Annotated in this window: 22 protein-coding genes, 1 tRNA gene and 1 pseudogene; 11 read left to right on the top strand and 13 right to left on the bottom strand. The window is 68.9% G+C overall.

Features of this window, described 5'->3' with window-relative positions; genetic code table 11:
- Nucleotides 1-150 precede the first annotated feature (150 nt).
- Nucleotides 151-1,023 (top strand): helix-turn-helix transcriptional regulator, encoded by an 873-nt coding sequence (locus AB0N03_RS50645; RefSeq protein WP_364388445.1) that lies wholly within the window; start codon nt 151-153, stop codon nt 1,021-1,023.
- A gap of 136 nt (nt 1,024-1,159) precedes the next feature.
- Here AB0N03_RS50645 and AB0N03_RS50640 read toward each other — a convergent pair.
- The 9 genes from AB0N03_RS50640 to dnaA form a co-directional block, all read right to left on the bottom strand.
- A tRNA-Ile gene (locus tag AB0N03_RS50640) sits at nt 1,160-1,233 on the bottom strand.
- Between the two features lie 49 nt (nt 1,234-1,282).
- Nucleotides 1,283-1,966: a DUF3566 domain-containing protein gene (locus tag AB0N03_RS50635; protein ID WP_364388442.1), complete on the bottom strand. Its 684-nt coding sequence runs from the start codon at nt 1,964-1,966 to the stop codon at nt 1,283-1,285.
- 49 nt (nt 1,967-2,015) lie between these two features.
- On the bottom strand, nt 2,016-4,571 hold the full coding sequence (gene gyrA / locus AB0N03_RS50630; protein ID WP_364388440.1) for a DNA gyrase subunit A: 2,556 nt from the start codon (nt 4,569-4,571) through the stop codon (nt 2,016-2,018).
- Nucleotides 4,572-4,621: 50 nt separating this feature from the next.
- Nucleotides 4,622-6,589 (bottom strand): DNA topoisomerase (ATP-hydrolyzing) subunit B, encoded by a 1,968-nt coding sequence (gene gyrB / locus AB0N03_RS50625; RefSeq protein WP_364388438.1) that lies wholly within the window; start codon nt 6,587-6,589, stop codon nt 4,622-4,624.
- 197 nt (nt 6,590-6,786) lie between these two features.
- Complete coding sequence (locus tag AB0N03_RS50620; RefSeq protein WP_364388447.1) at nt 6,787-7,389, bottom strand: DciA family protein; 603 nt, start codon at nt 7,387-7,389, stop codon at nt 6,787-6,789.
- Nucleotides 7,390-7,501: 112 nt separating this feature from the next.
- A complete protein-coding gene (gene recF, locus AB0N03_RS50615; RefSeq protein ID WP_364388436.1) occupies nt 7,502-8,656 on the bottom strand; it encodes a DNA replication/repair protein RecF in 1,155 nt (384 codons plus the stop codon).
- Nucleotides 8,657-8,666: 10 nt separating this feature from the next.
- Nucleotides 8,667-9,557: a phosphogluconate dehydrogenase (NAD(+)-dependent, decarboxylating) gene (gnd, locus tag AB0N03_RS50610; protein WP_364388434.1), complete on the bottom strand. Its 891-nt coding sequence runs from the start codon at nt 9,555-9,557 to the stop codon at nt 8,667-8,669.
- 95 nt (nt 9,558-9,652) lie between these two features.
- Nucleotides 9,653-10,786 carry a DNA polymerase III subunit beta gene (dnaN, locus tag AB0N03_RS50605; RefSeq protein ID WP_364388432.1) on the bottom strand — a complete coding sequence of 378 codons (1,134 nt, stop codon included), beginning with the start codon at nt 10,784-10,786 and terminating at the stop codon, nt 9,653-9,655.
- Nucleotides 10,787-11,621: 835 nt separating this feature from the next.
- The gene (gene dnaA / locus AB0N03_RS50600; protein ID WP_364388430.1) at nt 11,622-13,232 is read right to left on the bottom strand and encodes a chromosomal replication initiator protein DnaA; all 1,611 of its coding nucleotides are present in this window, start codon (nt 13,230-13,232) and stop codon (nt 11,622-11,624) included.
- 575 nt (nt 13,233-13,807) lie between these two features.
- Here dnaA and rpmH point away from each other — a divergent pair.
- The 9 genes from rpmH to AB0N03_RS50555 all read left to right on the top strand — a co-directional run bounded on the left by rpmH (nt 13,808) and on the right by AB0N03_RS50555 (nt 19,997).
- Nucleotides 13,808-13,951: a 50S ribosomal protein L34 gene (gene rpmH, locus AB0N03_RS50595; protein WP_364388428.1), complete on the top strand. Its 144-nt coding sequence runs from the start codon at nt 13,808-13,810 to the stop codon at nt 13,949-13,951.
- Nucleotides 13,952-13,972: 21 nt separating this feature from the next.
- Entirely contained in the window at nt 13,973-14,428 is a 456-nt protein-coding gene (rnpA, locus tag AB0N03_RS50590; protein ID WP_364388426.1) for a ribonuclease P protein component, read from the top strand.
- A gap of 5 nt (nt 14,429-14,433) precedes the next feature.
- Nucleotides 14,434-14,775 (top strand): membrane protein insertion efficiency factor YidD, encoded by a 342-nt coding sequence (gene yidD / locus AB0N03_RS50585; RefSeq protein WP_364388424.1) that lies wholly within the window; start codon nt 14,434-14,436, stop codon nt 14,773-14,775.
- A 5-nt stretch (nt 14,776-14,780) separates the two neighbouring features.
- Nucleotides 14,781-15,932 (top strand): membrane protein insertase YidC, encoded by a 1,152-nt coding sequence (gene yidC, locus AB0N03_RS50580; RefSeq protein WP_364388422.1) that lies wholly within the window; start codon nt 14,781-14,783, stop codon nt 15,930-15,932.
- 30 nt (nt 15,933-15,962) lie between these two features.
- A complete protein-coding gene (locus AB0N03_RS50575) occupies nt 15,963-16,526 on the top strand; it encodes a R3H domain-containing nucleic acid-binding protein (protein ID WP_364388420.1) in 564 nt (187 codons plus the stop codon).
- A gap of 60 nt (nt 16,527-16,586) precedes the next feature.
- Nucleotides 16,587-17,123, top strand: a complete 537-nt coding sequence (locus tag AB0N03_RS50570) for a DUF6886 family protein (RefSeq protein WP_364388417.1) — start codon at nt 16,587-16,589, stop codon at nt 17,121-17,123.
- 191 nt (nt 17,124-17,314) lie between these two features.
- Nucleotides 17,315-17,998 carry a 16S rRNA (guanine(527)-N(7))-methyltransferase RsmG gene (rsmG, locus tag AB0N03_RS50565; RefSeq protein WP_364388415.1) on the top strand — a complete coding sequence of 228 codons (684 nt, stop codon included), beginning with the start codon at nt 17,315-17,317 and terminating at the stop codon, nt 17,996-17,998.
- 56 nt (nt 17,999-18,054) lie between these two features.
- Entirely contained in the window at nt 18,055-18,999 is a 945-nt protein-coding gene (locus AB0N03_RS50560; protein WP_364388412.1) for a ParA family protein, read from the top strand.
- Nucleotides 18,996-19,997: a ParB/RepB/Spo0J family partition protein gene (locus tag AB0N03_RS50555; protein ID WP_364388410.1), complete on the top strand. Its 1,002-nt coding sequence runs from the start codon at nt 18,996-18,998 to the stop codon at nt 19,995-19,997. The genes AB0N03_RS50560 and AB0N03_RS50555 overlap by 4 nt, the downstream gene beginning before the upstream one ends.
- 132 nt (nt 19,998-20,129) lie before the next feature.
- On the opposite strand, the gene AB0N03_RS50550 is transcribed toward AB0N03_RS50555, so the two are convergent.
- Both AB0N03_RS50550 and AB0N03_RS50545 read right to left on the bottom strand, forming a co-directional pair.
- Nucleotides 20,130-21,074: a D-alanine--D-alanine ligase gene (locus AB0N03_RS50550; RefSeq protein WP_364388408.1), complete on the bottom strand. Its 945-nt coding sequence runs from the start codon at nt 21,072-21,074 to the stop codon at nt 20,130-20,132.
- A 28-nt stretch (nt 21,075-21,102) separates the two neighbouring features.
- Entirely contained in the window at nt 21,103-22,422 is a 1,320-nt protein-coding gene (locus tag AB0N03_RS50545) for a PLP-dependent aminotransferase family protein (RefSeq protein ID WP_364388406.1), read from the bottom strand.
- Between the two features lie 211 nt (nt 22,423-22,633).
- On the opposite strand from AB0N03_RS50545, the gene AB0N03_RS50540 reads away from it, so the two are divergent.
- Nucleotides 22,634-23,278: a GNAT family N-acetyltransferase gene (locus AB0N03_RS50540; protein ID WP_364388404.1), complete on the top strand. Its 645-nt coding sequence runs from the start codon at nt 22,634-22,636 to the stop codon at nt 23,276-23,278.
- A gap of 220 nt (nt 23,279-23,498) precedes the next feature.
- Here the strand turns inward: AB0N03_RS50540 and AB0N03_RS50535 are convergent, their stop codons facing one another.
- Nucleotides 23,499-24,647, bottom strand: a complete 1,149-nt coding sequence (locus AB0N03_RS50535) for an N-acetylmuramoyl-L-alanine amidase (protein ID WP_364388402.1) — start codon at nt 24,645-24,647, stop codon at nt 23,499-23,501.
- A gap of 273 nt (nt 24,648-24,920) precedes the next feature.
- Nucleotides 24,921-25,014: pseudogene (locus AB0N03_RS50530) on the bottom strand (thiol reductase thioredoxin); the annotation flags it as partial.

The following is a 25,014-nucleotide window of genomic DNA, read 5'->3' as shown; positions in this document are numbered from 1 at the left end:
TCGCTACGACAAACTCGCCGTCCGCTACGAAGCTACTGTTCAGATCGCTGCGATCAACGAATGGCTCTGACCCACTTCGATACAGGCCCTAGGCGTCGGGGGTACCGGCAGAACCTCCCTTCGCCTGCGGACAGGGCTTACCGTGACGAGGTGACCACGATCGATCTGCGCACCGAGATCAAGGAATTCCTGAGCTCCCGTCGCGCGCGGATCACGCCCGAGCGGGCCGGACTGCCCGCCTACGGCGGCCACCGCCGGGTCAAAGGTCTGCGTCGCGCAGAGGTAGCTCTACTGACAGGGGTATCGGTCGACTACTACGTGCGGATGGAGCGCGGCAGCCTCGCCGGCGCCTCCGACGGGGTGCTCGACGCGTTGGCCTCGGCCTTGCACCTTGACGAGGCCGAGCGCGATCACCTGTTCCACCTTGCGCGGCAGTCCAGGCCGCCCGGCGGTCCACGCCGCCGGCGACCCGCCGTGACGGTGCGTCCGGCGCTTCAGCAGGTGCTCGACGCCATCACCGATGCGCCGGCGTGGATTTGCAACGGCCGTTATGACGTACTGGCCATGAATCACCTTGCCCGCGCGCTGTATTCACCGGTCCTGGCCGACACACGACGGCCGGCGAACACCGCGCGGTTCGTGTATCTGGATCCCGAATCGGCAAAAACGTTCTTCGTCGACTATGACCGAATCGCCTGCGATGTGGCCGCGAAGCTACGCATGGAAGCCGGCCGCAATCCGCACGACGAGGAGCTGATCGCCCTGGTCGGTGAATTATCAACACGCAGTGAACTATTTCGGCAGCGGTGGGCATCTCAGGACGTTCGGCTCCACCGGTCCGGACGCAAGCGTGTGCACCATCCGGTAGTGGGCCAGCTCGACCTGGACGTCGAGACGATGGAGCTGCCTGCCGAACCCGGCCTGCTCCTGAACGTCTACACCGCGCCCGCCGGCACGGCGACCGCGGACGGTCTAGCCCTATTGGCGTCGTGGGCGGCCAGCCAGGAGAAGCTGGTGCGGTGATTCGTCGCGCGCAACCGGTCAAGATGTTGATGGGCCGCCCAGCGGTGGGCCGCGTTGGGAACGGTTTGTCGCCGAGTAGACGACGGGGTCACGCAAAAGCCCGGTTCGCATCTCGCGAACCGGGCTTTGACCTGCGTGGGCCTACCAGGACTTGAACCTGGGACCTCTTCGTTATCAGCGAAGCGCTCTAACCACCTGAGCTATAGGCCCTTGAACGAGGAGAACTTTACAGGACCCCCGAGGGGGTCCTGCAACCGGGTTACTCCCGTTCCGACAGTGTGACCTCGAGGCCGCCCGCGAGATCCGCTGACACGTTGTAGATGAACGCACTCACCGTTGCCAGGGCCGACACCAAGACGATGTTGATCGCGCCGAGGATGGCTGCGATGCCGAAGACCCGGCCCGCGCTGATCAGTGGCTCCGATGACGCGTTGGCGCCTTCGCCGCCCACCAGGGACGAGTACGTTCCGTTCAGCTTGTCCCACACGCCCATGCCGTCGAGGACCGTGTACAGGACGCCGACCGCCACCAGCCAGACGAAGAACATCGCGACGCCCAGGACCAGGGACAGCTTCAGCACCGACCACGGGTCGAACCGCTTCACCTGCAGCGATGCCCGGCGCGGGCCGCGGCCCGGGCGGCGCAGCGCGCTGGGCCGGGCTCGCTGGTTGGACGCCGACGGGACGGCGGCCGCGGACGGCTCGCCGGTTGGTGGCGAGTCGCCGCCGAACAGGCGGGGGGCCGCGCTTCCCGTCACCACCGTGCGCTGCTCCGGGGAGACCGGCTGGGTCTCCTCGGCCGCCGGCTCGGGTTTGTAGAGCGCCTCATCCGTGGCCAGCTTCACCGTTGCCTCGGAGTCGCCGTCCTTGTCGACCCGCTGCCAGGGCGGGCTCGCCGGAGCCCCGTTCGAACCCGCTGCCTCGGGATTCTCGGATGGTGTCACGAAGAGTCAGTCCTTACCCGTGCCGTGGGGCCGCCGTCGGAGAGCAAACTTACTGCTCCGGCGTGGCCGTCGTTTCCTCACCCGCGTCAGATGCTTCCGGAGCCGGCGCGTCCTCGGGGGTGTCACCATTGGCGACGTCCGAGGGCTCGTCCGCGTTGCGTGCGACGGCGAGAAGAGTGGTGCCTTCGCCGAGATTCATCAGCCGGACCCCCTTCGTCTGCCGCCCTGCCTTGCGCACGTCGACCGCCGGCGTGCGGATCACGCCGCCGCTCGAGGTGATCGCGTACAGCTCGTCCTCGGCGTCGACGATGAGCGCACCCACCAGCCTGCCACGTTTCCGGTCGTGCTGAATGGTGAGCACGCCCTTGCCGCCGCGGCCCTGCACCGGGTAGTCCTCGATCGGCGTCCGCTTGGAGTAGCCGCCGTCCGTCGCGACCAGCAGAAACTTGTCCTCCTTGACCACGCTGATGCCGAGCAGCTCATCACCGTCGTTGAACCGCATACCGAGCACGCCGGACGTCGGACGGCCCATCGGCCGCAGCGCCTCGTCGGTCGCGTGGAAGCGGATCGACTGGCCTTCGGCGGACACCAGCAGCAGGTCGTCCTCGGCCGCCGCCAGGACCGCGCCGACCAGCTCGTCGCCCTCACGCAGGTTGATGGCGATGAGGCCACCGGAGCGGTTGGAGTCGAAGTCGGTGAGCTTGGTCTTCTTCACCAGGCCGCGCCGGGTGGCGAGCACCAGGTACGGCGCCGCCTCGTAGTTCTTGATCTGGATGACCTGGGCGATCTGCTCGTCCGGCTGGAACGCCATGAGGTTCGCCACGTGCTGGCCGCGCGCGTTGCGGTTGGCCTCGGGCAGGTCGTACGCCTTGGTCCGGTAGACGCGGCCCTTGTTCGTGAAGAACAGCATCCAGTCGTGCGTCGAGCAGACGAAGAAGTGCTGGACGATGTCGTCCTGCTTCAGCGTCGCGCCCTGCACGCCCTTGCCGCCGCGCTTCTGCGAGCGGTACAGGTCGGTTTTCGTTCGCTTGGCGTACCCCGTGCGGGTGATGGTGACGACGACGTCCTCGACGGCGATGAGCTCTTCGTCGGTGACGTCGCCGCTGAAGCCGATGATCTTCGTGCGCCGGTCGTCGCCGTACTTCTCGACGATCGCCATCAGCTCGTCGCGGATGATCGCGCGCTGCCGCTCGGGCTTCTCGAGGATGTCCTTGAGGTCGGCGATCTCCAGCTCGATCTCGGCCAGCTGGTCGATGATCCGCTGCCGCTCCAGGGCGGCGAGGCGCCTCAGCTGCATGTCGAGGATCGCGGTGGCCTGGATTTCGTCGACGTCCAGCAGCTCCATCAGGGCCGGCCGGGCCTCGTCGGCGGACGGCGACCGCCGGATCAGCGCGATGACCTCGTCGAGCGCGTCGAGCGCCTTGACGTACCCACGCAGGATGTGGGCCCGCTCTTCGGCCTTCTTCAGGCGGAAGCGGGTCCGCCGGACGATGACCTCGACCTGGTGCTTCACGTAGTGCCGGATGATCTGGTCGAGCCGCAGCGTGCGCGGCACGCCGTCGACCAGGGCCAGCATGTTGACGCCGAAGTTCTGCTGCAGCTGGGTGTGCTTGAACAGGTTGTTCAGCACGACCTTCGCGACCGCGTCCCGCTTGATCGTGACGACGATCCGCATGCCGGAGCGGCTGTTGGACTCGTCGGCGATGTCGGCGATGCCGGTGAGCTTGCCGTCGCGGACCAGGTTCGCGATGTTCTCGACGAGGTTGTCCGGGTTGACCTGGTACGGCAGCTCCGACACGACCAGGATCGTGCGGCCCTTCGCGTCCTCCTCGACCTCGACGACCGCGCGCATCCGGACCGAGCCGCGGCCGGTGCGGTAGGCGTCCTCGATGCCGGACGTGCCGAGGATCATCGCCTTGGTCGGGAAGTCCGGGCCCTTGATCCGCACCAGCAGCGCGGCCAGCAGCTCGTCGTCGGTCGCTTCCGGGTTCTCCAGCGCCCAGACGACGCCCTCGGAGACCTCGCGCAGGTTGTGCGGCGGGATGTTCGTCGCCATCCCGACCGCGATCCCGGAACCACCGTTGACCAGCAGGTTCGGGAACCGCGACGGCAGGACGTCGGGCTCCTGCGTGCGGCCGTCGTAGTTGTCGCGGAAGTCGACGGTGTCTTCTTCGATGTCGGCCAGCATCTGCATGGCCAGCGGCGCGAGCCGGGACTCCGTGTACCGCATGGCCGCGGCGGGGTCGTTGCCCGACGAGCCGAAGTTGCCCTGGCCGTCGATCAGCGGGTACCGCAGCGACCACGGCTGGGCGAGCCGGACGAGCGCGTCGTAGATCGCCGAGTCACCGTGCGGGTGGTAGTTGCCCATGACGTCGCCGACGACGCGGGAGCACTTGTTGTACCCGCGATCCGGGCGGAAACCGGAGTCGAACATCGAGTACAGGATCCGGCGGGCGACCGGCTTGAGGCCGTCCCGCACGTCCGGCAGCGCGCGCGACACGATGACGCTCATCGCGTAGTCGATGTAGGAGCGCTGCATCTCCTGCTGGATGTCGACCGGCTCGATCCGGTCGTGTTCCGGAGCCGGCGGCAGAGTTTCCGTCATGGGGTCCTTCTCGAGTGGAGAGTCCTAGCGGGACAAAGAGCGGGGAACGCCTACACGTCCAAGAAGCGAACGTCCTTCGCGTTGCGCGTGATGAACGATCGGCGCGCCTCGACGTCCTCGCCCATCAGGACCGAGAACAGGTCGTCGGCTTGGGCGGCGTCGTCCATCGTGACCCGGCCCAGCAGACGGTTGGCCGGGTCCATCGTGGTCTCCCACAGCTCTTCGGCGTTCATCTCGCCGAGACCCTTGTAGCGCTGGATCGCGTCGTCCTTCGGCAGCCGCTTGCCGGCCTCGACACCCGCGCGGATGACGGCGTCGCGCTCGTTGTCGGAGTACACGTACTCCGGCTCGGCCCGGGGCCACTTGATCTTGTACAGCGGCGGCCGCGACAGGAAGACGTGGCCGTGCTCGATCAGCGGCTTCATGAACCGGAACAGCAGGGTGAGCAGCAGCGTGGTGATGTGCTGGCCGTCGACGTCGGCGTCGGCCATCAGCACGATCTTGTGGTAACGCAGCTTCTCGAGGTCGAACTCGTCGTGGATGCCGGTGCCCAGCGCGGTGATCAGCGACTGGACCTCGGTGTTCTTGAGGACGCGGTCGATGCGGGCCTTCTCGACGTTGATGATCTTGCCGCGGATCGGCAGGATCGCCTGGTACATCGAGTCCCGGCCTTCCTTGGCCGAGCCGCCGGCCGAGTCGCCCTCGACGATGTAGAGCTCGCACTCCTCCGGCTTGGTGGAGCGGCAGTCCTTGAGCTTGCCGGGCAGGCCGCCGATGTCGAGCGCGCCCTTGCGGCGGACGAGGTCACGCGCCTTGCGCGCGGCCATCCGGGCCTGCGCCGAGGAGATCGACTTGTTGATGATCGTCTTCGCCTCGGTGGGGTTGCGCTCGAACCAGTCGGCCAGCCATTCGTTCGTCTGCTGCTGCACGAACGTCTTCGCCTCGCTGTTGCCCAGCTTGGTCTTGGTCTGGCCCTCGAACTGCGGCTCGCCCAGCTTGATCGAGACGATCGCGGCGAGGCCCTCGCGCACGTCGTCACCGGTCAGGTTGGTGTCCTTCTCCTTGAGCAGCTTCTTGTCGCGCGCGTATGTGTTGACGACGCGGGTCAGCGCGGCGCGGAAGCCTTCTTCGTGGGTGCCGCCCTCGTGGGTGTTGATCGTGTTGGCGAACGTGTAGACCGACGGCGTGAACCCGGTGTTCCACTGCATCGCGACCTCGACCTCGAGGCCGGTGCCCTTGGCGTCGAAGGAGATCACGCTGGCGTGGATCGGGTCCTTGCTGCCGTTGATGTGCTTGACGAAGTCCTCGAGCCCACCCGGGTAGCAGTAGACCTTCTCCTTGACTCGGGCGACCTTGCCCTCGGCGTCCGCCTCGGTCTCCTCGTCGGCGACGCGCTCGTCGCGCAGGGAGAGCGTCAGCCCCTTGTTGAGGAACGCCATCTCCTGCAGCCGGCGCGAGATGTTCTCGAAGTTGTACGTGGTGGTCTCGAAGATGCCGCTGTCGGCCCAGAACGTCATCGTCGTGCCGGTCTCGGTCGCCGGGCCGAGGTCTTCGAGGGGCCCCGGGACCTGGTCGGTGTACAGCTGGCGCCAGCTGCGGCCGCCGTACTTGACCTCGGCGAGCAGCTTCGTCGACAACGCGTTCACTACGGAGATGCCGACGCCGTGCAGGCCGCCGGACACCGCGTAGGAGTCGCTGTCGAACTTGCCGCCCGCGTGCAGTTGGGTGAGCACGACCTCGATGGTCGGCTTGTTCTCCTTGGGATGCATGTCGACGGGGATGCCGCGGCCGTCGTCGACGACGCGCACCCCGCCGTCGGCGAGGAGGGTAACCTCTACCTTGGTGGCGTGCCCGGCCATCGCCTCGTCGACGGAGTTGTCGACGACCTCCTGGACGAGGTGGTGCAGCCCGCGTTCACCGGTGGAACCGATGTACATGCCCGGGCGCTTGCGGACCGCTTCGAGGCCTTCGAGCACCGTGATCGACGACGCGTTGTACTCGCTCTTGTTCTCGGTCACCGGCGTTGTTTCTCCTCGTCTCGCCCGAGCGGACGCTCGCTCCCTCCCAGTGTACTTGGCCACGTCCGCTGACATGCGGCAAGGACACCCCTGAGCGCGTCACAGGCGGACGAAATCGGTCCGAGCCGAGTCTTGACGTATTTCACGCGGTCTGGATGCTTTCTCGGGGCATTCAACCGAGCATCACGCAACCCGGGTCAGCCGTACGTGTCACGGGGCCCGCGCCCCGGCACGTGCCGGGGCCCTTTCCGCCAGCTCGGGGCGGTCGGACCCTGGATCCGCATGCGCTTGACGACGCCGTTTCCGACCCCCGCCGCGATCTTGGCCAGCAGCTTTCCCTGCAGCAACCGGAGCTGGGTGGCCCACGCCGTGGAGCTGGCGCGCACGGTGAGTTCGCCGTCTTTCAGCGCGACCGGCTCGGCGTGTTCGGCGACGTCTTCGCCGACCAGCCGGCCCCACTGGGCGAAGACGCGGGCGGTCGTGACGCTCTCGTTCCAGCCGCGGTCGGCGACCAGCCGCGAGACGAGCCGGCCGAGCGGCTGCGGGTCGCGCGGGTCCGCACCCGGCCCCGACCAGCGGCGACGCCGGGGGTTCTGGCCCCCGCCGCCGACGACGCGTCGCCGGTACCCGGGCGAGGTGCCTCGTTCCTTGGCCTTGGCCTTCGCCGCTTCGAGTGCGGCATGGGCGAGGTCGCGCCCGGTCGACGGAGCCTCGTTCGGCCCAACGCCGCTGTCACGCTCAGTACCGGCAGGCGACTTTGAGTTTTCAGAGGACGCTTTGCGCCACCCATTTGGCCGCACAGTCACGGGCAGCGATAACTCATTCACCGTGTTATCCACACTGTCCACAGGTTTGTCCCCAGATCGGGTGCGGTTTGTGCGGCCCGTCACACCGGGTGCTCGGTCGTCCTGCTCAGCCACGCGTAATCTCACCATCCGCCACTACGAACCGGGACCCGGCGAGCTCCCCGGGCACGTCTTCGTCGACCGCCGCGGTCACCAGCACCTGTTCGGCGCTCGCGGCCACCTCGGCCAGCCGGGCCCGGCGCTTGCGGTCCAGCTCGGCGAACACGTCGTCGAGCAGCAGCACCGGCTCACCCGCCTCCGCGCGCAGCAGCTCATAGCTGCCGAGCCGGAGGGCGAGCGCGAACGACCACGATTCGCCGTGGCTCGCGTAGCCCTTGGCCGGCGCCTCGCCCAGGATCAGCTCCAGCTCGTCCCGGTGCGGGCCGACCAGGCTGATCCCACGCTCGAGCTCGGCCTTCCGGGCCTCACCGAGCGCTTTGAGCAAGACGTCCTTCAGGACGTCGGGTTGCGCCCGCTCGCCATCCGGTACGCCGTACGTCTCCGGCAGGGCCGCGCCCAGCGACGACCGGTAGGAGATCTTCGCCGGCCGCGAGTCCGGCGCGACCCCCATGTACGCCGAAGCCGCGTACGGCCCGAGGTCCGCGACGAGGTTGAGGCGCGCGGCCAGCAGTTCCGCGCCCGCCACCGCGAGGTGGTCGTCCCAGACTTCCAGCGTCGACAGCGCGTACGGGTCTTCGCGACCCGTACGCCGCTTCCCGGCCGTCTTGAGCAGGGCGTTGCGCTGCTTGAGCACCTTCTCGTAGTCGGCCCGGACCCCCGCGTACCGCGGCGCGCGCAGCACCAGGAGCTCGTCGAGGAACCGGCGTCGCTCACCCGGGTCACCCCGGACGAGCGCGAGGTCCTCCGGCGAGAACAGCACCGTGCGCAGGATCCCGAGCACATCGCGCGGCCGGCCGACCGCGCCGCGGTTGATCCGGGCGCGGTTCGCGCGGCCGGCGGTGATCTCGAGCTCGACCGTCAGCTCGCGGTCGTCGTTGACCACCGCGATCCGCACCAGCGCGCGCTCGCAGCCGTGCCGGATCAACGGCGCGTCCGTCGCGACCCGGTGCGAGCCCAGCGTCGCGACGTACCCGATCGCTTCGAGCAGGTTGGTCTTGCCGCGACCGTTCTGGCCGACCAGCACGGTCGGCCCCGGTTCGAGCGCGAGATCGGCCTGTGGCCAGGAGCGGAAGTCGGTGACCTGCAGGTGACGCAGATACACCAGGAACTCCTTACCCGCCGGCCTTCTTCACGGCGTGCCCGCCGAACTGGTTGCGCAGCGCGGCCACCGCGCGCATCGCGGCCGAGTGCTCCTGGCGCGAGGCGAAGCGCGCGAAGAGCGCGGCCGAGATGACCGGCGCCGGCACCGCGTTGTTGATCGCCTCTTCCAGCGTCCAGCGGCCTTCGCCGGAATCCTCGACGTAGCCCTCGAGGTCGTCCAGCTCCGGGTCCTCGTCAAGCGCGCGCACGAGCAGGTCGAGCAGCCAGGAGCGGACGACCGTCCCGCGCTGCCAGCCCTTGATCACGGCGGGCACGTCGTTGACGACCTTCGCCGCTTCGAGCAGCTCGAAGCCCTCCGCGAAGGCCTGCATCATGCCGTACTCGATGCCGTTGTGAATCATCTTCGCGTAGTGACCGGCGCCGACGTCGCCTGCGTGCGAGAAGCCTTCCTCGCGCGGGCCTTCCGGGCGCAGCGCGTCGAAGATCGGCATCGCCCGCTCGACGTCCGCGGCCGTGCCGCCGACCATCAGGCCGTAGCCGTTGTCCTTGCCCCACACGCCACCGGACACGCCGCAGTCGGCGTACCCGATCTTCTTCGCGGCGAGGAGGTCGGCGTTCAGCTTGTCGTCGGTGTACTTCGAGTTGCCGCCGTCGATGACCATGTCGCCTTCGGCGAGCAGGTTGCCCAGCTCGGTGATGGTCTGCCGCGTCGGATCGCCGGCGGGGACCATGATCCAGACGATCCGCGGGGCGTCCAGTTTGGACACCAGGTCCTCGAGCGACGTCGTGTCGCTGACGTCCGGGTTGCGGTCGAAGCCGACCACCTCGTGACCGGCCGCGCGCAGCCGCTCCCGCATGTTGAAGCCCATCTTGCCCAGGCCGATCAGACCGAGCTGAACCATCGGATCCCCTTACGTGCTCAGGAAAAGTGCTGTGTCGCTCGGGGCTTCGCCCCGGGCCGGGGGCTTCGCCACCCGGACCCCCGAAAAGATGTCCATCAGCCCGGCAGGCGGACCGGCATCAGGAGGTAGAGGTAACCGGGGACGACGTTGCCCTCGGGGTCGGCGGGCTTGATCAGCGCGGGCCGGTTCGGCGTGGTGAACGTGAGCTCCGCCCGGTCGCTGTGGAGCGCGCCGAGGCCGTCGACGAGGTAACCCGGGTTGAACGCGATCGTCACCGGCTCACCTTCGTACTCGACCTGGAGCTCCTCTTCGGCGCTTCCCTCGTCGTCGCCGCCCGCGGACAACCGCAGCGTGTTGTCCCCGAACTCCAGTCGTACCTGAGTCCCCCGCTCCGCGACCAGCGAAACGCGCTTGATGCTCTCGGTGAGAGCGGACACGTCGATGACCGCGCGTGAGGTGTGCGACGCCGGCAGCAGCTGGCGGTACGGCGGGAACTCCGCGTCGAGCAGGCGGGTCGTCGTGTAGCGCCCGGAACCGGACAGGCCGAGCAGCCCCTCGCCGCTGGCGAGGGCGAGGCGGATCGTGGCGCCGCTCGCACCGAGCGTCTTGGCCGCCTCGGCGAGGGTGCGCGCCGGGACGAGCACCGCGGCGTCGGCCAGGCCCTCGGCCGGCTGCCACGTGAACTCGCGCATGGCGAGCCGGAAGCGGTCGGTCGCGACCATGGTCAGGGAGCTGCCGGAGATCTCGAGCCGCATGCCGGTGAGCATCGGCAGCGTGTCGTCCTTGCCCGAGGCGACGACGACCTGGGACACGGCCTGGCCGAACGCGTCGCCGGCGAGCTCGCCGGCGAAGGCGGGCTGGGTGGGCAGCTGCGGGTAGTCCTCGACCGGCATGGTCGGCAGGGAGAACCGCGCGGTGCCGCACGTGATGGTGGCGCGTGAGCCGTCGACGGAGATCTCGACCGGCTGCGCGGGCAGCGCCTTGGTGATGTCGGCGAGCAGGCGCCCGGAGACCAGCAGGCGGCCGCCGTCGGCGATCGTCGCCGGGACGCCGACCGTGGCGGAAACCTCGTAGTCGAAGCCCGAGACCGTCAGGGCGTCGGTGTCGCCGTCGGAACCGGCGTCGAGGAGCACACCGCCCAGAACCGGCACAGGAGGCCGGGAGGGGAGGCTTCTCGCCACCCACGCGACGGCGTCGGCGAGCCCGTCACGCTCGACGCGGATCTTCATGCGCGTTTCCTTTCGACGACCGAGCCCCTGTCGGCTCGGGCCAGGCCTCGCTCTGGCGGGGTAGTGACCGGCTGCCCCCTCCGGCCGGTCCGCCCTCCGCTCGATCAGCCGAAGCACGGACCAGGTGCAGGCATCCACGTTAGGCCGTCGCGGGGGCCGCCGTCACTTCGGCCTCCCCTTGACTTTGTCGACTTGACGACAGGATCTCGTGCTTGTCCCCAACTTCGTCGATCGCCTGTTTTTATCTTTTCTCTCTTAGAAGAGATCTTAAAAGGCAGTAGCAGTAGTAAGCGTTGTGGATTGTGTGGATTGAGGTCGTTCGCGCAGGTGGGAGTGCTCGCGGGCATGTGGAGAACCGTGGTGGTGGATCTGTGGGCAACTCGGGTCGTCTGTTGATGGTTTCGGGCAACCCCCGATCCGTCCACAGCGAGGCCCGGTTGTCCCCACAGTTGTCCCCAGGTGTGAGGCCATCTGTACCCAGGGTCTGGGGGTGCGCGGCGGGGTCCGGTTCGCCCTTCCGAGTGATCGGCTCGTCCTGTGCACACAATGTGGGCAACCTGTGGAATCAGCGTGGACAAAGGTGTGGATGTCCTGTGGATCACCTGTGGGCGGGGTGTGGACGGATCCGGCGTCGTCGCTGATGGGAGATCTGTTGGGGCTGTGGGCAATCCGCCCACACCATGGGGAAGCTTCCTTGTGTACAAACAATTTTCGCGACTTTGCGAAGTGCGCGTACGCGGCTTCGCTGCTTCGGCGTGCTTCGACAGTCCAAAGACGACAAAGGGGCGTCCACAGTGCGTGGACGCCCCGAAGTCGTTGCGGGATAAGGGATGTGTTACTGGCGAGCGCGCTGCTTGATGCGCGAGGTCAGCTCCTGCACCTGGTCGTAGATCCGCCGGCGCTCGGCCATCTCCTTGCGGATCTTCTTGTCCGCGTGCATGACGGTCGTGTGGTCGCGGCCGCCGAACGTCTGCCCGATCTTCGGGAGCGACATGTCGGTCAGCTCGCGACAGAGGTACATGGCGATCTGGCGGGACGTGGCGAGCGCCTTCGTCTTGCCGGGGCCGCACAGGTCGTCGAGCGAGACGTCGAAGAACTCGGAGATGACGCCCATGATGGTCGGCGCGGTGATCTCCGGGGCGTGGGAGTCGGGGATGAGGTCCCGCAGCACGATCTCCGCGAGCCCGGCGTCCACCGGCTGCTGGTTCAGCGACGCGAACGCGGTGACGCGGATGAGCGCGCCCTCGAGCTCCCGGATGTTCGCTTCGACGCGCGAGGCGATGAACTCCAGGACGTCACCCGGCACCGCCAGCCTGTCCTGCGCGGCCTTCTTGCGGAGGATCGCGATGCGGGTCTCGAGCTCGGGCGGCTGGATGTCGGTGATCAGGCCCCACTCGAACCGCGTCCGCAGCCGGTCCTCCAGCGTCTCGAGGCGCTTGGGCGGGCGGTCGGAGCTGACGACGATCTGCTTGTTCGCGTTGTGGAGGGTGTTGAAGGTGTGGAAGAACTCTTCCTGCGTACCTTCTTTGCCTTCCAGGAACTGGATGTCGTCGACGAGCAGGATGTCGATGTCGCGGTAGCGCCGCTGGAAGGCGACTTTGCGGTCGTCTCGCAGCGAGTTGATGAAGTCGTTCGTGAACTCTTCGGTCGAGACGTACCGCACGCGCATGCCGGGGAAGAGGCGTTGCGCGTAGTGGCCGACCGCGTGCAGCAGGTGCGTCTTGCCGAGCCCGGACTCGCCCCAGATGAAGAGCGGGTTGTACGCGCGGGCCGGTGCTTCGGCGACGGCGACCGCGGCCGCGTGCGCGAAGCGGTTGGACGCACCGATGACGAAGGTGTCGAAGGTGTACTTCTCGTTCAGCTTCGTCTTCGACGTCTGCGGCTGCGCCGGCGCGGTGTAGGGCTGGCCGGCGATCGGCTGGCCGGAGAACGTCGGCCAGATCTCGTGGACGGCGGCGAGCGCTTCGCCCTCTTCGTCGACTTCTTCGTCCGTGTCGTCGCCGTCGTCGGGCTTCGGGCCGAGGGACTGGTGGGCGGGCAGCGGCGGCGTGGGCTCGGGACGCGGGGGCGGCCTCATCGGGCCGGGACCCGGCCTCGGCCCGGGTGCCGGCTCCGGGCTGACACCGTTTTCCACCCGGCCGGGTGACGGCACGTAGTGGGGCGCGGGGACGGGGGCGACCGCTTCGGTGCTGTCGACCTTCACCGCGAGCGAGATGGCGCGGCCGAGGCGCCGGGAGAGTGCGTCGGTGATCGCGCCGCGGAGACCGCGTTCGATCGCTTCCTTCGCGAAGTCGCTGGGGGCGGCCAGGAGCGCGGTGCCGTCGAGCAGGCCGATCGGCCGGGTCACGCGCATCCACGCGCGCTGCTGCGGGGAAAGGGTCCCGTCGGACAGTTCGCGTACCACCTGCTCCCAGATGACGCCCAGATTGTGCTGGTGATCCGACACCTGTTCGGCTCCCCTCCCCTCGTCGGCGTGGACGGCCGAACGACCCTGGTCACGCGGTCCGGCGCTCCCCGGCGGACCTGCGTGCGCATCGGCACAGCGAATATCCACATAGTTGTCCACAGCTGTGCACTAATGTACGGCGACCCGCGGCGACGCCACCTGCGGGCTCGTCGTACGCCGGTGGGCACTCCACCACCCGGATACTCGTGCACCTCGACGGGTGACCCGAGAGAGGCACGCTAACAAGCCCCGCCCGCTGCCACAAGGCATCCTGGGTCGCAAGCATTTCACGGTGTACGGCGTGTTGCCATTCGGTGCCGCGGCGTCGATGACCTCGGCTTCACGAGCCGGTCGCGGACCGTGGCCGAGGGGGTGCTTTCCGGGCGCCCGACGGAGGTGCGTACCCTCGTAAGGTCTCCCGTATGCGACGGGTGCTATTCGCGTGCCCACGTTGTCGTCGCTCGTCGTGACGAGGCCACACGTTGGTAGGAGACACCAGAGACTGCCGTGCGCCCGCACGACACGCCAGGCGGAGGGACCTTTCCTCCCGTCCGACGCGACACACAGGAGAAGCAGTGAGCAAGGGTAAGCGCACCTTCCAGCCGAACAACCGCCGCCGCGCGAAGACCCACGGGTTCCGCCTGCGCATGCGGACCCGCGCCGGCCGGGCCATCCTCGCGGGCCGCCGTCGCAAGGGCCGCGAAGCGCTGTCGGCCTGATCCGGCTCGTCGGGGCGCGCCGTGCTGCCGGCTGCCGCACGTCTGCGGCGGAGTGAGGACTTCCGCGTGGTTCTCCGTCGCGGATCCCGGGCAGGCAGGCGCCGCCTCGTCGTCCACGCACTGACCACGGACCCGTCCGAGGCCGCCGACGTCACGTCGGCGGCCAGGGCGGGTTTTGTGGTGAGCAAGGCCGTGGGGAACTCGGTGGTCCGCCACCGCGTCGCCCGCCGGCTGCGTCATCTCGTTTCGGCCCGGCTCGGAACCCTGCCCGCCGGCAGTGCGTTGGTCGTACGGGCATTGCCGCCGTCCGCGACCGCGTCCAGCGCGGAGCTCGGAGCCGATCTCGACGCCGCACTGCGTCGTCTGGGGCTGGTGTCGGGTCGGCTGGGACTGTCGCCGTCGCGCCGTCCGGCCGGGGATGCCCCGAGCCCGACGCGTCCCGCGGACGCGGCCCCCGACCACGGATCAGCGGTGTGACCGGCATGCGAGCCACCCCCGAGCACGACTCAGCACACGAGCACGCCACCCTTGGCGCTACCGAGGCCGCGCCCCCGCGGCCCGGTCCCGTCGCCTGGGTCCTGCTGCTCCCCATCAAGCTCTACCGCAAGGCGATCTCGCCCTTCCTCCCGCCGGCTTGCCGGTTCTACCCGAGCTGCAGCGCGTACGCGGTCGAAGCCCTCACCCGGCACGGCGCCGGCCGGGGCTCCTACCTCGCGGTGCGCCGGCTCCTGCGCTGCGGCCCGTGGACCATGCCCGGCCGCGACCCGGTCCCCGAGACGTTCTCGTGGCGACACCGCAGACCTGAAACACCGATCGAGGAGTAGCAGCAGTGCTCGATTTCATCTACTACCCCGTGTCCTTCATCCTCTGGTGTTGGCACAAGGTCTTCGGGCTCGTCTTCGGGGAATCCGCGGCGATCTCCTGGATCCTCGGCATCATCTTCCTGACGTTCACCGTCCGCGGCATCATGTTCAAGCCGTTCGTGAACCAGGTCCGGTCGATGAAGAAGATGCAGGACTTCGCGCCGGAGATGAAGAAGCTCCAGAAGAAGTACGCGAACGACAAGCAGCGCCAAGCGCAGGAGATGCAGAAGCTCCAGCGCGAGCACGGCGTCAACCCGCTGGGCAGCTGCTTGCCGATGCTGCTTCAGATCCCGGTCTTCATCGGCCTGAACCACGTGCTCCGCGCGTTCACGATGCCGCCGCCCGGTGGTGGCGTGAAGACCGAAAACTACTTCTTCACCCAGCACGACGTCTCGTCCTACGTCAACGCGAAGCTGTTCGGCGTCAACCTCGGTGAGGCCGTTTACAACGGTGTCGGAGTCGTCAGCGGCGGTGCCGCGAACGTCGGCTTCCAGTGGAGCGTCCTGCCGGTGGCACTGCCGCTGATGATCGTCGCGTCGATCGCCACGCACCTCACCGCGCGCCACTCGGTGGCCCGGCAGAACGCCGCGTCGGCCACCTCGCAGACCGCGATCATGAACAAGCTGACGATGTACATCTTCCCGCTCGGTGTGCTCGTCTTCGGTGCGCTGTTCCCGCTCGGCCTCCTCTTCTACTGGCTGGCGAACAACGGCTGGACCCTGATGCAGCAGCGCCTCGTCTACACGAAGATCGACAAGGAAGAGGCAGCCCGCAAGGCGGAGGCCGCGGAGAAGCGCGCGTCGCTCGGCCCGAAGCCGGGGCAGCGGCCGACCGCGCCGAAGGTCGGTCAGAAGCCGGTCCAGCAGAAGAAGAACCAGCCCGCGCCGGGCGGCTCGCAGAAGAAGGTCACCCAGGCGGGCTCGGCCCACGGCTTCGCGCAGACCACCCCCGCGGAGGCCGCGGCCAAGGCGGCGGAGGCCGCGAAGACGGCTGACCCGGCCCCGGCCACTGCCGAACCCAAAAGCCAGAACGGCCAGAACGGTTCGAAGGACAACGGCACGGGGGTGCCGGGCCTTCTCAAAGACTCGACCAGGAAATCGGGCCGGAAGCGCCGTTGAGGCGCGACCGGTTCGGAGAGGAGACGAATGATGTCGGAGACGGTCGACACGATCGACGCCGATCAGGACGACGTGACCCCGGAGCCGGCCGCTTCTGCGGACGCGGTGGGCGAGCAGAAGGCGGGTGGTGACGACGTCCTCGTCCAGGAGGGCGACATCGCCGGTGACTACCTCGAGCGGCTGCTCGACCTGCTCGACTACGACGGCGACATCGACTTGGACGTCGAGGCGGGCCGCGCGATCGTGAGCATCGACGGCGGCGAGGACCTCGAGAAGCTCGTCGGCCCCCGCGGCACGGTGCTCGAGGCGCTGCAGGAGCTGACCCGCCTCGCGGTCCAGCAGGAGACCGGGTCCCGCAGCCGGCTGATGCTGGACATCGCGGGCTGGCGCGCGGACCGCCGCGAGGAGCTGCGCGAGCTCGGCCGTTCGACGGCGGAGTCGGTCCTCTCGGACGGCGAGCGGGTGCGGCTGCAGCCGATGAGCCCCTTCGAGCGCAAGGTGGTCCACGACGCGGTGGCGACGGTCGCGGGCGTCACGAGCGAGAGCGAGGGCGAGGACCCGAAGCGCCGTGTGGTGATCTTCCCGGAGTCCTGAGCTTCGGTTCGGCGAGCGGCCCCACTTGACTCGGTCAGGTGGGGCCGCTTCTTTGTGTGCATGCTCCCTCCGCCCGGCGAGGTCCTCCACTTCTCGGAGGATCCGGCGATCACCCGCTTCGAGCCGCACGTGGCCGCGACGGCCCGGCAGCCGGAGGCGTACGTGTGGGCGGTCGACGCGGCGCGGGCACCGGACTACTGGTTCCCGCGCCAGTGTCCCCGCGCGCTGGCATGGGTGGCCTCGAGAACGACCGCCGCGGACCGCTCCTTGCTCGGGTCCACTCGAGTGCACGCGATCGAGTACGGCCGGCTCGCCGAGATGCGGTCGGTACGGTTGTACGCGTACCGCTTCGCCGCTTCGCCGTTCCGTCCGTTCGGTGCGCACGCCCATGCGATGGTGGCGACCGAGCCGGTCTCCCCACTCGGACCGCCGGAGCCGGTCGGCGATCTGCTGGCGCTCCACGAGGAGGCCGGGATCGAGCTGCGGCTGATGCGGAACCTGTGGGGGTTCGTGGACGCGGTGTCGACGAGTTCGCTCGGCTTCAGCGGGATCCGGCTGCGGAACGCCCGGCCGCGCCCGACCGAATTACAAGCATGATGTTTCACGTGGAACTGGTGCGCTCGCCGCGGCGCGGATGCACGCTGTTTCACGTGGAACCATCCCCCGTGCGCGGCTAGCCGAGTGGAGTTGTCCACATCTGCGGTCTGTCGGCTCGTTTTCGGTCCGACATCGGGGACAATCGAAGCAGCGCCGTTTCACGTGAAACGCGCGGACGAGGAGTAGACGGAGTGAGCTTGGATCAGGCTGCGGTGGCGGTACGGGACGCGGCGGAGCGAGTGTTCGGTGCGCGCGTGGACCAAGCCGCTGGGTACGTCGAACTCCTGGAACGCCACGGAGTCGAGCGCGGGCTGATCGGGCCGCGGGAGGTCGAGCGGCTGTGGGAGCGGCACGTCCTCAACTCGGCCGTCATCGGGGAGCAGCTGCCCGAAGGGGCTCGCGTCGTCGATGTCGGTTCGGGCGCCGGGCTTCCGGGAGTACCGCTCGCGATCGCCCGGCCGGACCTCGATATCGTCTTGCTCGAACCGATGGCCCGCCGGGTGGACTGGCTGGCCGAGGTGGCCGAGAAGCTGGAACTCCCGATCACCATTGTTCGTGGACGCGCAGAGGAGCGGTCTGTGCGTGAGCAGCACGGTGGCGCCGACATCGTCACCGCTCGCGCGGTCGCCCCGCTCGCCCGGCTCGCGGACTGGTGCCTGCCGCTCGTCCGGTCCGACGGCTTCCTGGTCGCCCTCAAGGGCGCCAGCGCGGCGGACGAGATCGAGCGGGACGGCGCCGCCATCCGCAGGGCCGGCGGAGCCGCCCCACTGATTGTCGAATGCGGTGCCGCAGTACTAGAGGTCCCCAGCACGGTCGTGAAGATCCGTCGCCTCCCGACGGCAGTCAAGCCGAAGGCGCGGAGCAAGAAGCGTTAACGGGCCGCGGTGTTCCACGTGAAACGACGCGACTCGACCACCGACCAGACGTCTATATGGAGGAGGTGTCGAGACCGGTGAATCCCCCGCCGTCCGACTCCACGGAGACCACGCCCGACGTGGGCTGGACCCCGATTGCCGAAGAAGCCGCCCGCGCCGCTCGCCTGCTGAACCCCGAGAGGACACTTCCCCGCCCTGGTCGTCGTCGCGTGATGACCGTCGCCAACCAGAAGGGGGGCGTCGGCAAGACCACGAGCACGGTCAACCTCGCCGCCGCGCTCGCCGTCCACGGGCTCAAAACGCTCGTCGTCGACCTCGACCCGCAGGGCAACGCGAGCACCGCACTCGACGTCGACCACCGGTCCGGGACGCCGTCCATCTACGAGGTACTCATCGGCGAGGTGACGCTCGCGGACGCCGCCCAGCCGACCGAGCAGTCCCCCAATCTCTTCTGCGTCCCGGCGACGATCGACCTCGCCGGCGCCGAGATCGAGCTCGTCTCGATGGCGTCACGAGAGTCCCGGCTCAAGGAGGCCATCTCCTCGGAGATCCTCGACCAGATCGGCGTCGACTACGTCTTCATCGACTGCCCGCCGTCGCTCGGCCTGCTGACGGTCAACGCGATGGTCGCCGCGCAGGAGGTGCTCATCCCGATCCAGTGCGAGTACTACGCGCTCGAAGGGCTCGGGCAGCTGCTGAGCAACATCGAGCTCGTGCAGCAGCACCTCAACCGCGAGCTCCGCGTCTCGACGATCCTCCTCACCATGTACGACGGCCGGACCAAGCTGGCCGACCAGGTGACGAACGAGGTGCGGAACCACTTCGGCGACACGGTCCTCAAGACGGTCATCCCCCGCAGCGTGAAGGTGTCCGAGGCGCCTGGGTACGGCCAGACCGTCCTCGCTTACGATCCTGGTTCGCGCGGTGCGATGAGCTACGTCGACGCGGCGAAGGAGATCGCCGAGCGCGGCGCACTGATGGAGAAGGGTAGTTCCACATGACCGAGCGCAGAGGAGGGCTGGGGCGCGGCCTCGCCGCACTCATCCCGACCGGCCCCACCGGCGGCGGCCCCCTGCCCGCGCCCGCGGACGCCACGGCGGCGGAGAAGAAGGCGGCCGAGGACAAGGGCTGGTTCGCGGCGAACGGTCAGGCGAAGCAGCACAGCGGCGAGGTCGCCGGCGCGGTCTACCGCGAGATCCCGGTCGGCTCGATCAAGCCGAACCCGAAGCAGCCGCGCCTGGCCTTCGACGAGGAGGCGCTCGCCGAGCTCGAGCACTCGATCCGCGAGTTCGGGCTCATGCAGCCCATCGTCGTCCGTGAGTTGGGGAACGACGAGTACGAGCTCGTCATGGGCGAGCGGCGGCTGCGCGCGTCGCAGCAGGCGGAGCTCGAAGCGATCCCGGCGATCGTCCGGCAGACCGCCGACGAGTCGATGCTGCGCGACGCGCTCCTGGAGAACATCCACCGCGTCCAGCTGAACCCGCTCGAAGAGGCGGCCGCGTACCAGCAGCTGCTCGACGAGTTCGCCGTCACGCACGAGGAGCTGGCGAGCCGCATCGGCCGCAGCCGGCCGGTCATCACCAACACGATCCGGCTCCTCAAGCTCCCCCTGCCGGTGCAGCGGCGGGTCGCCGCGGGCGTCCTGTCCGCCGGGCACGCCCGCGCGTTGCTGTCGCTGGAGGACGCCGACAGCCAGGAGGAGCTCGCCGCCCGCATCATCGCGGAGGGCATGTCGGTCCGGGCGACCGAGGAAGCCGTCACCCTCAAGAAGAGCGAGAAGCCGGCCAAGCCGAAGCCCGCGGCGCGCAAGCCGATCCAGGCGCCGGGTTTGCAGGAGCTCGCGAACCGGCTCTCGGACCGGTTCGACACCCGGGTGAAGGTCGACCTCGGCCGCCGCAAGGGCCGGATCACCCTCGAATTCGGCTCGGTCGACGACCTCGAACGCATCGTCGCACTCATCGACGCGAATGGGGCGCATCAGACACCGAAAACCGATTAGGGATCACCCCAGGGTGTTTCGTCACGGTGATGATTGCTCGACGCAGTCGCGACGACCACATCCAGTGATGATCGTCAGCGACACGAAAAGGCCGCCACGGAAGTTCCGAGGCGGCCTTTCGCGTGCAATGAGTCAGCGGGAAATCGCGCGGCCGATCAGCTCGGCGAACACCGTGCCGAGCGACTTGCCCGCCGCCTCGATCGCCATCGGCACCGTCGACGTCTCGGTGAGGCCCGGCGACGGGTTCACTTCCAGGAAGTACACCGTGCCGTCCGCCGTGACCACAGCGTCGGTGCGGGAGATGTCCCGCAGCCCGAGCACTCGGTGCGCGGCGACGGCGAGCTCGGCCACCGCCTTGGCCGCGGCGTCGTCGAGCCGGGCCGGGGTGAAGAAGTCCGTCAGGCCGGCGGTGTAGCGGGCCGTGTAGTCGTACACGCCGCTCTCGGGGACGATCTCGACCGCGGGGAGGGCCTCGGGGCCGTCCGCGCCCTCGATGACCGTCACGGCCACCTCGACGCCGTCCACGAACCGCTCCGCGAGCACGGTGTCGCCGTACGCGAAGCAGCCGACCATCGCCGCCGGCAGCTCCGCCGCCTCGCGGACCACCTGGGTGCCGAGCGCCGAGCCACCCTGGTCGGGCTTGAGGATCAGCGGCAGGCCGAGCTGCTCGACCATCGCGTCGAGGACGGCCTGGGCGCCGAGCTCGCGGAACGTGCTGTGCGGCAGCACGACCCAGCCCGGCGTCACGAAGCCGGCGTTCTCGATGAGCGCCTTGGCCGTGGGCTTGTCCCACGCGCGGCGGCAGCCCTGGGAGCCGGTGCCGACGAACGGGACCTCCAGCATCTCCAGGACCGTCTGCACCGAGCCGTTCTCACCCTCGCCGCCGTGCAGGGCGACGACCACCGCGTCCGGCCGCTGGGTGCGCAGGCGCTCCAGCAGACCCGCGTCGGTGTCCCACTCCTCGATGCCGAGGCCCTCGGACTTCAACGCCGCGGAGAGCCGTCGGCCGGACCTCAGCGAGACGTCGCGTTCGTGCGAAAGCCCGCCGGCGAGCACGGCAACGGTACGGTCGACCACCGTGGAAACTCCTTAGCCTTGAACAGGATTAAACGGTGTCCGGGGACGGGTTCTGCGGCCCCTGGATCCGGCGCGAGCCCACGTTACCGAAGGTGCGCGCGAGGTCCATTTCGGACTCCAGGACGGCGGCCAGCCGCCGGACGCCCTCACGGATCCGCTCCGGCGTCGGGTAGCAGTAGGACAGCCGCATCTGGCGGCTGCCGAAACCGTCGGCGTAGAAGCCGGTTCCGGACGCGTACGCCACCCGCGCGGTCACCGCGCGCGGCAGCATCGCCTTCGTGTCGACACCTTCCGGCACCGTCGCCCAGACGTAGAAACCGCCGTCCGGCTTGGTCCAGGAACAGCCCGCGGGCAGGTACTGGTCGAGCGCGGACAGCATCGCGTCGCGCCGCTCGCGGTAGTTCTCGCGGAACTTCTTGATCTGGCCCTTCCAGTCGTGCGTGGCCAGGTAGCGCGAGACGATCATCTGGTTGAACGTCGGCGGGCACAGCGTCGCCGACTCCGCGGCCAAGACGAGCTTTTCGCGCACGGCGTGCGGCGCGAGCACCCAGCCGACGCGCAGGCCGGAGGCGAACGTCTTCGAGAACGAGCCTAGGTACACGACGTTGTCGGGGTCGGTCGAGCGCAACGCCGGGTAGGTCTGGCCGTCGAAGCCGAGCAACCCGTACGGGTTGTCTTCGACGACCAGGACGCCGTGGTCGCGGCAGATCTCCAGGATCTCCGCGCGGCGCTCGACGGCCAGCGTGACGCCGGCGGGGTTGTGGAAGTTCGGGATCGTGTAGAGGAACTTGACCCGGCGGCCGGCCTTCTCCGTCTGGACCAGTGCTTCGCGCAGGAGCTGCGGCACCAGGCCGTTGTCGTCCATCGCCACGTGCACGACCTGCGCCTGGTAGGCGGCGAACGAGCCCAGCGCGCCGACGTACGACGGGCCTTCGGCGATGACGACGTCACCCGGGTCGCAGAACAGCCGCGTGACCATGTCCAGGCCCATCTGGGAGCCGACGGTCACGACGACGTCGTCCGGGTGCGCCTTGATGCCCTCGAGGGCCATGATTTCGCAGATCTGCTCGCGCAGCACCGGCACGCCGTGCGCCGAGCCGTACTGCAGGGCGACGAGGCCGTCTTCGGCGATGATCTCCGCCACCTGCGCCGACAGCGTGTCGAGCGGGAGCGCGGCCAGGTTCGGCATGCCGCCGGCCAGCGAGACCACCTCGGGCCGGCTGGCCACCGCGAACAGCGCCCGGATCTCGGAAGCGGTCATCCCGGCGGTGCGCGCGGCGTACCGCTCGAGGTGCGGGTCGAGGTTCTGGCGGCCGCGCTGCGGCTTGCTGGGGCGGTTCTCGGTCATCGGCGATTCACCCGGGGCTCGATGGACAGGGCTGCTTGCCATGGGCACGGCAGATCCAGTCGAGTGTAACCGTGCACCCATCCGGTACCCCTGGCCTTTCGGCGCTCGTCACATCGGCCTATCCTCGACCTTGGCTCCCGTGATCGTGCTGTTCTACCGCGCGGCTTGACGACCGGGGCCGTCGGGAGCGTAGGGGTCAGGGAGGTCGCGGGTGTCGCGTCGCGTCGTGGGCGTCACACTGGACAACCTGGAGCACCTGCCGAAGAGCTGCCGCAGGTGCGTCTACTGGGAGCTGGCCCCGCACCTGAAGAACCAGGCCGAGGAGTTCGGCGCCACCGAGGTCGAGAAGGAAGCCTGGGTTTCGAGCGTCCTGCTCGAGTGGGGGTCCTGCGGCCGCATCGTCTACAGCGACACGCTGCCGGTCGGATTCGTGCTGTACGCCCCGCCGAACGCCGTCCCGCGCTCGCTGGCCTTCCCGACGTCCCCGCCGAGCGCGGACGCGGTCCTGCTGACGGCGTTCCAGGTGCTCCCGGAGTTCCGCGGCGGCGGCCTCGGCCGGATGCTCGTCCAAGCGGTCGCCAAGGACCTGACGAAACGCGGCGTTCGCGCGATCGAGGCGTTCGGCGACGCGCGTCCCGAAGAGTCGGATCCCGATGGCGGCCACAGCTGCGTGCTGCCGGCGGAGTTCCTGCAGAGCGTCGGCTTCAAGACGGTCCGCCCGCACCAGAAGTGGCCGCGCTTGCGCCTGGAGCTGCGCTCGGCGATCACCTGGAAGGAAGACGTCGAGGCGGCGCTGGAGCGGCTGCTCGGCCAGGTGACCATCACCACGGCCGAGCCGAGTCTCGGTCGCGCCTGAGCACACGCCGCAAACGTTTGCGCCGGTGTCCCGGCGTCCCCGGAACACGGATTCCGTCGTGGGTGGACGACTGTGGAAGAACTGCCGAGTTATCCACAGAGCGCTGATAGGCGCGGTGGACAACCTGTGGATGACTGCCCGAAAACCTGGGGACGCACGGGTTGCGTCCCCAGGGATGGTGGGACAGGTGAAGGTGAGCCGCTAGGGGTTGTGGTCAGCCCTATTCGGCTTTGGCCAGCTCGTGCGCCAGGACGTCGGCGAACGTGAACGTTCCCGTCGGCTGGTCGCCTTCGCCGAGCAGGTACAGGCGCTTGACGGCGATCAGGATGCCCTCCGCGACGATGTCGCGGAACGCCGGGTCGCCCAGCTTGCGGGCGTCGTCCGGGCTCGTCAGGTAGCCGATCTCGACCCGGACCGCCGGGCAGCGGGTGCGGGTGAAGATGTCCCACGACTTGTAGTGCGTGCGGTTGTCCTGCAGGCCCGTGCGGGCCGCGACCTCGCGCTGGATGAAGCCGGCCAGCAGCTCGCCCACGGTCGACGTCGTGCCGTTGCCGGTGCCGAAGTGGAAGCTCGCGACACCCTGCGCGCGCGGCGACGGGTTCTTGTCGCTGTGCAGCGAGAGGAACAGGTCGGCGCCCGCGTCGTTGGCGAACTTGGCGCGCTCCAGCTCGGTCGGGCTGTGGTTCGGGCCGCGGGAGATCAGCGCCTCCATGCCCGTGGCCTTCATCCGGCCTTCCAGGCGCCGCGCGAGGTCCCACGCGATGTCGGCCTCGCGCAGGCCGCCGGCGACCACGCCGAGGTCGTCGCCGCCGTGGCCGGGGTCGATCACGATGCGCTTGCCGCGCAGGCGCGGACCGGCCTGGCGCACCTGCTCCTGCTCGCGCAGGAACACGGGGCGGCCGCCCCGGGCCCGCGGCGAGGACAGGCGGTGCAGCTCGCGGATGGTCGCGGGGCCGCACATGCCGTCCGGCGACAGCCGCATGTCGCGCTGGAACGTCTTGAGCGCGCGCTCGGTCGAGGAGCCGAAGTAGCCGTCGGGGCGGCCGGCGTCGAAGCCGAGCTCGGTCAGGCGCTCCTGCAGCGTGAAGACGTCGTCGCCGTGCACCGGCGCGGCGATCGAGTAGGACAGCAGCCGGCTGCCCAGGTGGTAGCTGGCCCCTTTGAGCGCTTGGAACGTGGCCGGGCCCACCAGACCGTCGGTCATCAGCCCACGGCTCTGCTGGAAGGCACGGACGGCGTTCTCGACGGCGACGTCGAACGTGTCGTAGTCGTCGGTACCGGTGACCGGCGGGAGCAGGTTCATCCCGGCCAGGATGGACCTGATCTCGGCGACGTCCGGACCGGCGTCACCGCGGCGGAGTACCCGCATGCACTCCTCGCTCTTCCTAAGGCACCGACTTCGGGGCTCGGTGCGTGGCAAGAAACCTTCGCTGGGACGGGCCCAGGTCCCCTTATTGTGCCTTGCCAACTCTCGGTGACAGCGCAGGCCCGGTAGGTAGGTCAAGCGCCCGATCGTGGCGCGGCCTCGGTGGCCTCCGTCACGATTGATTCACCCACACCGGTCACATTCCCCCGAACGGCGACGGACCCGGGTCCGCGAGAGGGTTCTCGCAGGCCCCGGGTCCGTCGGGCGTGGTTCGATTCAGAGGACGTCGGCGAGGTCCGACAGCAGCGCGGCCTTCGGCTTGGCCCCGACGATCTGCTTCACCGGCTTACCACCCTGGAACAGGATCAGG

The sequence above is a fragment of the Amycolatopsis sp. NPDC051061 genome, from assembly GCF_040682935.1.
GTDB lineage: Bacteria > Actinomycetota > Actinomycetes > Mycobacteriales > Pseudonocardiaceae > Amycolatopsis.
The sequence above is the reverse complement of the archived record's forward strand: the minus strand, read 5'-3'. Positions and strand labels throughout refer to the sequence as shown.